General features: G+C 66.7%; 12 protein-coding genes. 2 read left to right on the top strand and 10 right to left on the bottom strand.

Annotated features, from left to right (window positions below):
- Positions 1 to 31: 31 nt before the first annotated feature.
- The 10 genes from CIW48_RS27845 to CIW48_RS27890 form a co-directional block, all read right to left on the bottom strand.
- A complete protein-coding gene (locus CIW48_RS27845) occupies positions 32 to 1,423 on the bottom strand; it encodes an FAD-containing oxidoreductase (protein WP_149313664.1) in 1,392 nt (463 codons plus the stop codon).
- Complete coding sequence (locus tag CIW48_RS27850) at positions 1,420 to 1,884, bottom strand: DUF4126 domain-containing protein (protein WP_149313665.1); 465 nt, start codon at positions 1,882 to 1,884, stop codon at positions 1,420 to 1,422. Before CIW48_RS27850 ends, CIW48_RS27845 begins: the two co-directional genes overlap by 4 nt.
- A 140-nt stretch (positions 1,885 to 2,024) precedes the next feature.
- Complete coding sequence (locus CIW48_RS27855; protein WP_149313666.1) at positions 2,025 to 2,903, bottom strand: NmrA family NAD(P)-binding protein; 879 nt, start codon at positions 2,901 to 2,903, stop codon at positions 2,025 to 2,027.
- Positions 2,904 to 3,024: 121 nt separating this feature from the next.
- Entirely contained in the window at positions 3,025 to 3,573 is a 549-nt protein-coding gene (locus CIW48_RS27860) for a carbonic anhydrase (RefSeq protein WP_149313667.1), read from the bottom strand.
- A 38-nt stretch (positions 3,574 to 3,611) separates the two neighbouring features.
- Entirely contained in the window at positions 3,612 to 4,073 is a 462-nt protein-coding gene (locus CIW48_RS27865; RefSeq protein ID WP_149313668.1) for a hypothetical protein, read from the bottom strand.
- On the bottom strand, positions 4,070 to 4,960 hold the full coding sequence (locus CIW48_RS27870) for an alpha/beta hydrolase (protein WP_149313669.1): 891 nt from the start codon (positions 4,958 to 4,960) through the stop codon (positions 4,070 to 4,072). Before CIW48_RS27870 ends, CIW48_RS27865 begins: the two co-directional genes overlap by 4 nt.
- A 46-nt stretch (positions 4,961 to 5,006) precedes the next feature.
- Positions 5,007 to 5,594: a MarR family winged helix-turn-helix transcriptional regulator gene (locus CIW48_RS27875; protein ID WP_197739387.1), complete on the bottom strand. Its 588-nt coding sequence runs from the start codon at positions 5,592 to 5,594 to the stop codon at positions 5,007 to 5,009.
- Between the two features lie 11 nt (positions 5,595 to 5,605).
- Complete coding sequence (locus tag CIW48_RS27880) at positions 5,606 to 7,006, bottom strand: DHA2 family efflux MFS transporter permease subunit (protein ID WP_149313670.1); 1,401 nt, start codon at positions 7,004 to 7,006, stop codon at positions 5,606 to 5,608.
- Between the two features lie 66 nt (positions 7,007 to 7,072).
- Positions 7,073 to 8,656: a DHA2 family efflux MFS transporter permease subunit gene (locus CIW48_RS27885; RefSeq protein ID WP_149313671.1), complete on the bottom strand. Its 1,584-nt coding sequence runs from the start codon at positions 8,654 to 8,656 to the stop codon at positions 7,073 to 7,075.
- 25 nt (positions 8,657 to 8,681) lie between these two features.
- Entirely contained in the window at positions 8,682 to 9,863 is a 1,182-nt protein-coding gene (locus CIW48_RS27890; protein WP_149313672.1) for an HlyD family secretion protein, read from the bottom strand.
- 123 nt (positions 9,864 to 9,986) lie between these two features.
- Between CIW48_RS27890 and CIW48_RS27895 the strand changes: the two genes are divergently transcribed.
- Positions 9,987 to 10,640: a TetR/AcrR family transcriptional regulator gene (locus CIW48_RS27895; RefSeq protein ID WP_149313673.1), complete on the top strand. Its 654-nt coding sequence runs from the start codon at positions 9,987 to 9,989 to the stop codon at positions 10,638 to 10,640.
- Between the two features lie 301 nt (positions 10,641 to 10,941).
- Positions 10,942 to 11,796, top strand: coding sequence for a class I SAM-dependent methyltransferase (locus CIW48_RS27900; RefSeq protein WP_149313674.1), 855 nt, complete (start codon positions 10,942 to 10,944; stop codon positions 11,794 to 11,796).
- Positions 11,797 to 11,900: the final 104 nt, after the last annotated feature.

The raw sequence follows: 11,900 nt of genomic DNA on the forward strand, positions 1-11,900 counted from the left end.
TCCATCACGAGCTCTCGGTCAATCCGTTCGGTCAGCCACGGCTCGACGGCAGTGGCTTGAGATCTCCGAGCACGGTCGGGATCAGTTCGGAGACGGTGGGATGGATCGGGACCGCCCATTGCAGGGTCGGCGCGGTCGCGCCCACGTTCATCATGTCGAGGATGCCGTGGACCGCCTCGTCACCGCCGGTGCCCAGGATCGCCGCGCCCAGGATGGCTTGGCTCTCGGCATCCACCAGCACCTTCATGAAGCCCTTGGTCTCGCCCTTCTCCACAGCCCGACCCACCCGGGTCATCGACCGGGTGCCCATCAAAGCCGGGCGGCCGCTCGCGCGCACCTCCGCCTCGCTCATCCCCACGCGTCCCAGCGGCGGGTCGATGTAGAGGGCGTAACCGGGGACCCGCTCGCTGACCCGGCGGCTCGCCCCGTCGAGGAGATTGGCGGCCACGATCTCGAAGTCGTTGTAGGCGGTGTGGGTGAAGGCGCCTCGCCCATTGCAATCGCCGAGCGCGTAGACGCCCAGCACGCTGGTCTGAAGGGCGTCGTCGACGGTGATGTAGCCGCGCGCGTCCACGGCGATGCCGGCCGCCTCCAAGCCAAGGTCGTCGGTGTTGGGCCGGCGGCCCACCGCCAGCAGCACGTGAGTGCCCACTATCTCCGGCTCGCCCTCGTTGCAGTTCACCCCGACAACGACACCGTCGGCATGAAGCTCGAACCTGATGCACTCGGCGTTCAGCCTCAGAGCGATGTCCTCGTCGCTTAGGATGCCGGCGACCGACTCGGAGATGTCCGGGTCCTCACGACCAATCAACCGCGGCCCCATCTCCACGACGGTGACCTTGCTCCCAAACCGGCGGTAGGCTTGCGCGAACTCCAGCCCGATGTAGCTGCCGCCGACCACCACGAGGTGCTCGGGAACGATGTCGAGCTGCAGCAGCGAGGTGTTGGTCAGGAACGGCACCGCGTCGATGCCAGGCAGCTCGGGCACGCGCGCGCGGCCGCCCACGTTGATGAAGATCCGCTCGGCCTCCAGGATCTCGTCCTCAACCGCCACCGCGTGCGCCGACACGAAGTGGGCATGTCCGGTGAGGACGGTGCAGCCGGTCATGCCGCGCAGCCAAGCCTCGACATTAGCCCTTGCCCGGGCCGAGACACCCTGCTGGCGCGCGGCGACTGCCTTGGCATCGATGCCGACGCCACCCTGTAGCACGACACCGTAATCCGCGGCCCGCCGCGCGAGGTGGGCGGCGTAAGCGCTGGCGACGAGGGTCTTGGTCGGCATGCAGCCTGTGTTCACGCAGGTGCCGCCGAAGAGTTTGCGCTCGATCACCGCGACGCGCTGGCCCGCGGCGGTGAGGCGCCCAGCCAAGGCCGGACCGGCCTGGCCCGCGCCGATCACGATGGCGTCGAAGCGTTGGCTCATCCCAGTGCCCCCAGCACGAGCGCGCCGGCGAGGATCGCGACGGCGTCCTCGATGAGCGCCGCCGGTCGGTCCTTGCCGAAGGAAGCCGCGAGGCGTCCGCGTGCCTCGGCGCCCCCGAGAGTGCCTACCACGGCGCCGACGACGCCTGCCAGGAGGCCACCGGCGAGCTGGCCGGACGAAACACCGACGGCAGCCCCGCTCAGGGCTCCGCTGAGGAGTCGCGGGGCAAACTGCATCGGGACCTTGCGGCTCGGGGTGCTTGGCAATTGGTCGGTGACGAGCTCGACCAGAGCGAGCACCGTGAACACGAAAGGCGTGAACCGGTAGCCTAGGAAGGCGAGCCACGACCCGTCGAGGTTGAGCCAACCCAAGGCCGCAGCCCAACTCACGACCGCTGGGGCCGTGAAGGCGCGCAGGCCCGCGATGATACCGACGAGCAACGCCAGAAGATAAACGGTCACCGATGATCTCCATCGCGGGGTAAGTGCCAAGGCAAGCCAATGTCATGCCGGAGTTTGGGTGAGCGCGGCAGGAACCTGCGACACCGAATTCTTCGAGAAACGATCCGGGCGGCTCAACACAGTGGGATGCTTCGATCCGCTTAGACCGCGTTCAACACGTCGGCGTGAGCACGAGCGAACTCGCCGACCGTCATCGAACGCTTGCCCGTCAGAAGCTCGACATTGTTGTCCGCTCCGGACATCGCTCCGTGCTGGTACTCTTCCATCGCGCCGCCGAAATGCTGGACGATGTACGCAGGCACGCCCATCGCGGCGAGCGAGGCGCAGTATTCGTCGACTGGCAGATCCTGGAAGATGATCTTGCGTCCGAGCGCCTCGGACAGCTCGGCAGCCATCTGCTCGTGGTCCATCTCGACGGGACCCGAGAGCGGGATGGTTTTGCCGATGTGGGCCGCGGGATCCTTCAGGAGCGCCGCGATGACGCGACCCTGGTCGTCGGCGGCGATCGGCGAGTGCCGCCCTTTCCCCACCGGCATGCGCAGCACGCCCTGCCTCAGGTACGGGAGCTGCCACGGATAGAGCAGCCATTCGAGGAAGTAGGTCGGCCGCAGGTGGATCACCGGGACGCCGGACCAGTCGAAGACCTGTTCGGCGATGAAGGTGTCCCGGCAGGACTCGCTCTTCGAGTGGCGGTCGGCAGAGCGCTGCGAGAGGTTGACGATGGTCTCGACCCCCGCCTCCTTGGCGGCCTGGGCGAAGTTGACGGCGGCACTTAGAAGGCCTGGGGCGACCGGCCAGACGAAGTAGGCCGCGTCGACCCCCTCCATGGCGGTGCGGACGGTATCGATCTCCTGCAGGTCGCCGACGACGACCTCGGCGCCTAGCTTCTCAAGCGCCTCGGAACGGGCGTCCTGCTTGTGAACCATCGCCCTGACGTCGAGACCAAGGTCGATGGACGACCTCACGGCGGCACGGCCGGTGTCCCCGGTGGCGCCCGTGATCAAGATCTTGCGTGGCATCGTTGGCATCCTTCTGCGTCCATGACCGGAACCGCGCGCCGCACCTCGATTGCTGAGAGGCGTTCACGTCAGCGGTGATCGCGCCCCTGCATGGACGCGGGCATCCTTGGGGGAGTGACGCTCAGGCGTCGGCGTCCGGGCGGAGCCGGCTCGGCGGCACGACCGTGTCCACGCGGCCGGTCGCGACGTCGTAGACGACACCCGTGACGACGAGGCCGGCGGGCAGCCGAGGGTTGGCCTTCACCGCGGCCACGTCCACGGCCACCGCCTTGTACGGATCCGTGATGGCCAGGCCTTCGAGGGCGGCCTCGTCCACGCGCAGGTACTCGGCGATCAAGTCAGGCACGAGCCGGTACCCGATATTGATGCCGCAGTCGGTGTGGTGGAGGACGATCAGGTTCCAGCCCTCGCCGATGTCCTTGCCCGCGCCCTGGGCGACCCTCCTGAGGATCGCCATCGTCTGAAGCGTCGTCATGTCGACGCGGCCGGCGACGTTGCGGATGACGACGGCCTCACCGGGCGCGAGGTCAAAGACATCCACGGGATCGACCCGCGGGTCGACGCAGCCGACGATGATGGTCTTCTCAGACGGCAACATCTTGAGGCCCGAGGCGAACGTCCGCTCGGCGAAGGCTTTGTTGCGCTGCGTGAGCGTCTCGACGAAGTCCATGGTGCTCTCCTGTTCGGGCGAAGGGCCAAGTCGGTCGTTCACTTGGCCGGATTGTTCAGAAGCATGCGGAGCGGGCTGATTGGGCCGAGCGGGATGAGCTGAAACTCCATCAGTCCTGCCGGGCCGAACGGGAGTTTTTCCAGGAGCGCCCTGGCCTCACTGGCGCCGTTGACGTTCATGAGGAACACGACCCCGCTCTGGTCCTGCTTCACGAACCACTGGTCGATCTTGCCATCGAGGTAGAGGAGCACGGTCGCGCGCACCTCGTCGGGCAGCACCTTCTGCCAGTCCGCTGGGGTGGCCTTCGCGGTGAAGCTGCCGATGGCGAGGACCTTCGTCGTCGGAACGGGCGCCGGAGCCCGCGACGCCGCCGTTTCCGGTGGGGTCACCCCCTGGGCGTGGGAGGTGTTAGGCAGGGCCGCCAGGGTGGCGAGGGCGAGGAGCCCGAGACCTCGACCAGAGAGATCCCAAGTGACCGGGCGAGCGAAGAGGCGGTTCATGACAGCATCTCCGCGGCCACAAGGCCTGGCTCGTCGAGCTGCAGCCAGTGACCGGCCGGTAGCAGGCGGAGGGAAGCGTTCCTGAAGTAGGAGGTGTACTCACGCGCGTGATCCGCGCTGAAGTAAGGATCGTTGTCACCCCAGATGACCTTCGCCGGGATGTCGAGCTCGGACAGCTCGGGGATGCGCGCCGCGTTGCGCTCCATCTCATCGAAGAACTGCGCGGTCATCTGCACGAAGGCCGGTCCCGCGCCATCCACGCGGAAGTTTTTGTCGATGACCGGGCCGAGGAAGGCTTCGTAGTGCGCCTTGTGCTTGTCCGCGAGGCGCTGCTTGAAAGCCTCGCGCTGGAAGTTCACGACCCATCCGAACTGCTCCGGGCTCTGGATGAGGGCGCCTGACAGCGCCGCGAGGCTCGGCGTCGCGAAAAGGGTGATGAGCTCGGGCCATCGCGCGGCCGGCGATGCGGCGAAGGCGGCGTTGAGGATGACGAGGGCGGCGGTCCGGTCGGGATGCGCGAGGGCGTAGTTCAGCGCCGCGGCACCGGAGGAATCGTGCGCGACCGGGATGATCCGCTCCAACCCGAGTTGATCGACGACGGCTTCGAGGTCACCGAGTTGCTGCCGGAAGCTGTACTGCGCTCCTGCGGGCTTCTCCGACTGCCCAAACCCCAGAAAATCGAAGGTCACCACCCGACGCCCGGCGGCCGCCAAATGGGGGACCAGGTCGTCGTAGATCTGCAGGTTGTCAGGGAAGCCGTGCATGAGCACGAAGGCCGGCGCATCCCCTGGATAGTCGCGGGCATAGAGATCGCCCAGTGGGCCTTTGATCCGGTGTTCCTTGAACGTCGGTGCGTCAGCGTCCGGGTGGGTTGAAGGTTGGGTCACGGTTCTGCCTCCTCGATTGGTGCATATGCAACATTACGAGTAAAACTCAGACGGCCTCCGGCTTACTCAGGATGTTGTTGGCGATGTCCATCACGGCGACCGTGCCGGCTTGGCCGAGCACCTTCTTCGCCTGTGCTTGCGCTTCTCGCCAAGCAGGCGTCGCCTTGATCAGGAGCTCCTTTCCCGCATCGGTCAGTACGAGCGGCCGGACCCGGCCGTGCGCGCGGGCCGGATCCTCTTCCACCCATCCCTCGGTCATGATGACCTTGAGGTTGCGGGATAGGGTCGACCGGTCCTGGCGGTGATAGCGCCCAATCTCCGCCCGGCTCGACGGCCCCAGCTTGCCGATGACGACGAGAAGGACGAACTGCGCGGCACCGACGCCGAACGACTGAAGCGCCTCGTCGTGGATGGCCGTGACGACGCGGGCGATCAGGCGTGTCCGCATGAGGACGCAGGTGCCTCCGATCTCCGTGAGGATCTCCTCCACCGTGTCCTGGCAGTGCTGGGATGTCATGACGCTCAATTGGTGCATATACACCTTAATGTCAAGGCCGATCCTAGACTGCCGTACCGCACTATCAGGTCTGGACAGATCCATCATGCATGCCCGAGCGGCGGTCGATACGCTCATGCAGTCGGACTTCAGCCCTTCCGGCGCTCCAGCATCAGCCCCCCGGCACTGGCGGCGATGCAGGCCACGACGTTCGCGACGATGGCGACGTGGAAGGCATTGACCAACGCTGGGCCACGAGCGGCGAGGATGCCGCCGATCAGGCTCGTGGCCACGAGACTGCCCGCGCGGGCGACGGCGCTGTTGAACCCTGAGGCTGAGCCGCTGTGGCGCTCGTCGACGGACCCGAGCACGGCAGTCGTGAGCGGCGCCACGGCACAGGCCATGCCGAGCGCCGCGACCACGAGGCCGGGCAGAACTGTCGACACGTACGCGGTGTGCTCGCCGATACGCAGGAGCAGCAGGAACCCGGCCGCCACGACCAGGGGGCCGGCTGTCAGGAGGGGCCTGGAGCCGATGCGGCCGGCGAGACCACCGAGAACCGGCGAGCCGACGGCGATGACGAGCGGCAAGGGTAGGAGCGCCGCCCCGGCGGCCGTGCTCGAATACCCCGAAGCCTCGATCAGAATGTAGGGCAACAGGACGAGCATGGGTCCGAGCGCTCCGTAGAGGAGGAGCGTCAGCAACGTGAGGCCGGCGAAGGATCGCGTACTGAACAGGACGAGCGGCATCATGGCTCGGTTATCCTGGCGCCGCTCCCACAGGACGAAGCCGACGAGGAGCACCGCGCCGACGCCGAGAAGCGTCAGAGCCTGCCAGTCGAAGCCTGGTTGTCCCGAGCCGACGATGAGGCCCCAGGTCATCGTGCCGAGCCCGAAGGTCGCGAGAATCGCCCCGCCGATATCGAGGTGCCCGTCGTCGGCGGCGCGGTCGGCCGAGACGTATCGCCAGGCCAGGAAAGCGGCACCGAAGGCGAGTGGCAGGTTGACGAGGAACATCGCCCGCCAGCCGATCCCGTCGATCAGCCAGCCCCCGAAGACCGGGCCGATGGCGGCTGTCGCCGCACCCGCGGCGGACCAAGTGCCCACGGCGCGACCCCGGTCCTCTCCGGTGAACGTGTCGCTGAGGATGGCCAGGCTGTTCGGCAGGAGGAGCGCGGCTCCGACGCCCTGTCCGAGCCGGGCGGCGACGAGGACCGCGAGGTTCGGTGCCAGGCCGCAGGCCAGCGAGGCGGCCGCGAACAGGAGGGCCCCGAGGATCAGGGTTCGGCGGCGTCCGATCCGGTCGCCGAGCGCCCCGCCCAGGAGGAGCAATGCGGTGAGCGGCAGGAGGTAGCCGTTGATCACCCACTGCAGGCCTGCCGCGCCGCCACCGAGATCCCGACCCAGCGCCGGGAGGCCGACATTCACCACCGACCCGTCCACGAAGGCGAGGCTCGACGCGAGGATGCAGGCCGCCAGGGTCAGCCGGGGGTGTCCAATGGGCTCACTCCTGCGCGACTTCACGGATCCGTCGTGGGGGGATGCGTCCACCGCGTGTTCCTACGTCCGAGAGATATGGCTACGTCGGTTTCAGAGACCGGTGGTCGTTAGCCGGCCTCAATGCGCGCCGGCCGCGCCCGCACCCGCTGCGGATTTTCGTGCCAGCAAGACCGCGACCGCCGCGGCAGACAAGACGACCCCGATCACCGCGAAGGTGTCGCTGAAGCCCATGATCAGGGCCTGGCGCTTCACGACGGCCCCGAGCTGGCCGACGGCCTTCGCAGTGGCGACAGCGCGATCCGCGATGCCGTGGGCCATGAAGTAGTCGGTCATCTGCTCGATCCGGGTGCGGACCTCGTCTCGGGTCAGCGTGATCGACTGCCCGATGATGTTCGAGTGGAACTGCTCACGCTTGGTCAGGACGGTCGACAAAGTCGCCGTACCGACGGCACCGCCGAGGTTGCGCATCATGTTCGACAGGCCGGAGGCCGCGCCGGCTTCGCTCGGAGCGATGCCGCCCGTGGTGATGGCGCTGATCGGGGTCAGGACGAGCGCCTGCCCGATGGCCCGCACGACGTTCGGGAGGAAGAACTGGTCCCCCGAGTTGTCGAGGGAAAGCTGAATGTTCATGAAACAGCTCGCGGCGAAAATAGCGATGCCAACGAACGCGACGTAGCGAACGTCCCAGCGCTTCATCATCATGGGCACGAGCGGGATGAGCAGGAGTTGCGGCAGGCCTGTCCAGGCCAGCACGTTGCCGGTCTGCTCGGCGTTGTAGCGCTGCACCTGGCCCAGGTACTGGGGCAGGATATAGACGGTGCCGAACAGGGCGAAGCCGACGAGCGTGTTCGCCAGGACGCCGATGCCGAAGTTGCGCTGCTTCAGGAGGCGCAGGTTGATCAGGGGCTTCGCGACCGTCAGCTCGATGGCGACGAAGGCCGTCAGGAACACGGCGGCGACGATGGCCAGCCGCAGGATGAAGGGCGAGGCGAACCAGTCATCCTTGTTGCCCTCTTCCAGCACCGTCTGGAAGGCGGCCAGGCCGATGGCCATGGTGACGACGCCGGCCCAGTCACCTTCCTTCAGGAGGTCGAGCCGCATCGGCGAGGGGTCGAGCGTGAGGGCCAGGGCCACCACCATCACGGCGCTCGGGACGGCGTTGACGTAGAAGATGGTCTGCCAGCCGTAGTTCTCGGTCAGGTAGCCGCCGATGGTCGGGCCGATGGCCGGGGCGAAGGTCACCGCGATGGCGAACAGCGCCAGGCCGATGGGCTGCTGGGGCTTCGGTAGCTTGGTCAACACCATGGTGAAGGCCATGGGGATCAGGATGCCGCCGGCGAAGCCCTGCAGGGCCCGCATCACGATCATGGAGCCCAGGTCGTGGGTGAACGCGCAGGCGATGGAGAAGAGCGGGAACAGGATGCTGTTCAACAGGATGTAGCGGCGGAAGGAGAAGACCCGGCTGAGGTAGTCGGTGAGCGGGATTACGATGATCTCGCCGATCAGGTACGAGGTCGAGATCCAGGCGCCGTTGTCGACACCCGTGCCGATGCCGCCCTCGATGTCGAGGAGCGAGGCGTTGGTGATCTGGATGTTCAGGATCGCCATGAATGCGCCGATCATGCTGGCCGAGACCGCGATCCACTCGCGGGTGCTGGCGCGGGCCGGCTGGGAGGCGGCGGGTTGCTGGACGCTCGACATGGGACGACCCTCCTGGGACGATGCCTCACTCGACCTGCGCGAAGGCTGAGCGGCCCTGAGCCTGCGCCTTGGTGTCGATCACCGGCTCGACGGACATTCCGGGCCGCAGGTCGCCCGTGCGGACGCTGGCCGGGTCCAGCGTGATCCTCACGGGGATGCGCTGCACCACCTTGGTGAAGTTGCCGGTGGCGTTGTCCGGGGGCAGGAGCGCGAAGGTCTGGCCGCTGGCAGGCGCCAGGCTGTCGACGTGGCCGGTGAAGGTGCGGCCCGGGAACATGTCGACCTCGACCGTGACACGCTGGCCCGGGCGGACATCGGTGAGCTGCGTCTCCTTGTAGTTTGCCACCACGTAGACGGCCGCGGTCGGGACCACCGACATAAGCTGGGTGCCAGCATTGACGTACTGGCCGACGCGCAGGGTGCGGTTGCCAACGACGCCGTCCACCGAGGCGCGGACCTCCGTGTAGGACAGGTTGAGCTCCGCTTGGTGCTCCAGGGCCCGGGCGCGAGCCAGGGCGGCCTCGGCCTGCGCGAGCTCGGCCTTGAGCTGGCCCACCTGCTTGGTCGCGGAGGCGAGCGCCGCGACGTCGCGCTGGACAGTCGCCCGGGAGGCGGCGATGCGGGAGGCCGCCTGCTGGGCGTTTTGGACGGAGCCGTAGCCGGTGGAGGCGAGGTCGGCGTAGCGCTTGTTCTCCTGCTCGGCGAAGACCTGCGTGGCCTGGCTGACGGTCACGGTCGCCTTGGCGGCTTCGATGACTGCCTGCTGGGTCTCGATGGCGGCCTTTTTGCTCTCGATGGTCGCCAGCGCGGCCAGGACATCGGCCTTCGCTTGGTCGAGCGACACGCGGTAGTCGCGGTTGTCGATCCGGGTCAGGACCTGGCCGGCCTTGACGGCCTCGTTGTCGCCGACGAGAACCTCGCCGAGGTAACCCGAGACCTTGGGTGCGACGGTGACGCTGTCGGCCTGGACGTAAGCGTCGTCGGTCGAGACGTTGAAGCGGCCGACCGTCCAGTAATCCCAGCCGTAGTACGAACCGCCGGCGAGCGCCGCGAGGCTCGCGCCGACCAGGAGCAGCCGACGGAACACGCCCTTCGCCTTCTTGGGGGAATGCAGCTGGTTGGCCTGGGCGACCAGTTTCGGATCGGCCAGCGCCTCGTCCGGCGAGACTTGGCGGTCGACGGTGAATGCGTCCTGATGCTTCGACATGACCGCTGCTCCTCGTGAGGCGGATGCCGGCCTCGTGATCGATCCGGCAATTAGGAAACTTGCTAGTTTCCAAAATGGTTCCTATAGTCTGCGGAGTCAATCGAGCCGCCGAGTTTTTTTCTGATGGACCCGCAGGCCCAGCCCGCTCGCCGCTCCCGCGGCCGACCGCCGACCCGGTCGGACGACGAGACCTGCCGCCTCATTGCGGAAGCGGCGCGGCAGGCCTTCATGGCGAACGGCTTTGCCGGCACCAGCATGGACGACGTCGCTCAGTCGGCCGGCGTGTCGAAGAAGACGCTCTACCGTCTCGTGCCGAACAAGGCCGGCCTCTTCGAGAGTTCGGTGACGGACCGCATCTCCCGGTTCATGCTGGCGGTCGATCCCGCCACCCTGGACGCGTTGCCTGTCGCCGCGGCGCTGGGCCGGATCATGGAGCAGTACGGCCTTCTCACCCTGTCGCCGGACACGGTGGCGATCCAGAAGCTGGTCATCGCCGAGAGCGACCGTTTCCCGGATCTCGCGACCAGCTTCTTCACGGATGCGATCGTGGCGACCCAGCGGGTCCTGGCCGCCTATCTCGGCCAGCAATGCGAGCGAGGCGTCCTCACTATCGAAGATCCCGACATGGCGGCGGGAATGCTTCGGGGAATGATGGCGATGGAGCCTCAGAGAGCGGCGATGATGAAACAGCGTGCGCTGCCGTCTCATGAGGAGATTACGGCGAGGGCTCGCCATTGTGTCCAAGTGTTCCTGTACGGCACCGTGGCGAAAGCCTGATAGATTACGATCTGACCGGCCGCACAGGCCACTACCGGTCCGCCGCTGCATCAGCGGGCACGGTCGTCGTCGCATTCGTGCCCATTGCTGTTGGCCGACGACTTGGCATTGCCGGCAAAGCTGGAAGAACCGCTTGACTACAAGGTGCATATACACCATTTTGTCATGACTTACGAGCTAGTAGACGGGTAAGACCGTCGCCGACCCGGCCGCAGCTACACGTCGCTGCATCGTTCGAACTGCCCACTCGCTCTATGGTGCGTATGCACCATAACTGGCTCGATGGTCAATGGAGAAGGTCATGGATGCGCTCATCGAGGCCGTCAGAGAGCACTACAGCCCCTCCAATCTGACAGCGCGCATCATAGGACTGCTAACCGATCTCGCCCCAGGCGAGCAGCGTCTGACCGTCGAGCAGCTTGCTCCGCTCGACCAGTTCCACACGCGCGGCCTCGCAGCTACGTCCGACTTGGCGGGGCTTGCGGGCATCGACGGGCAGACGGAGGTCCTGGATCTGGGATCCGGCCTCGGCGGTCCCGCCCGCTACCTGGCGGCGACGTTTGGGTGCCAAGTCGTCGGTATCGACCTCAGTCCGGAGTTCGTTGAGGCCGCGGCCTACCTGGCCCAACGATGCGGCTTGGCTGATCGCGTGACGTTCAAGCTCGGGAGCGCCCTCGACCTCCCCGTCTCGGACGAGGCTTTCGACGTCGTGTTCCTGCAGCACGTCGCGATGAACATCTCGGATCGCGACCGGCTCTACGGGGAGGCGCACCGCGTACTCCGGCCGGGTGGCCGCCTGGCCATCTATGACGTGGTGATGCGCGAAGGGGAACTGCATTACCCCGTACCTTGGGCATCGGATATCTCGACGAGCTTCGTGTTCAGTGCCGATGCCACGCAGGATGCCTTGAAGCGAACCGGCTTCGAGGTTCTCCATTGGCACGACGACACGGCGAAGGCCCTGTCATGGTTCTCTGCGGCGGCGGCGCAGCCCGCTCAGGGTCCTTCCCTGGCAACCATCCTCGGATCCGAGTTCCCAAGCAGGGCCGCCAATCTCGTTCGAAATATCCGCGAGGGTCGGGCGGGCATTCTTTCGGCCATCCTCAAGCGTGACCCAAGCTTTGAGGCACCCCGAGGCAACGCACCTCGCGAATAGGCCCAGGACATTCAACGCGGTTGGCGGCGGATATTCGATGCGCCGCCTGATCGAACAAGAATGACGGACCCGTTCGCGCGGCCTCGCCTCGATGTGCGCGGATA

The organism is Methylobacterium sp. P1-11, assembly GCF_008329595.1.
In the GTDB taxonomy this organism is placed as follows: Bacteria; Pseudomonadota; Alphaproteobacteria; order Rhizobiales; family Beijerinckiaceae; genus Methylobacterium.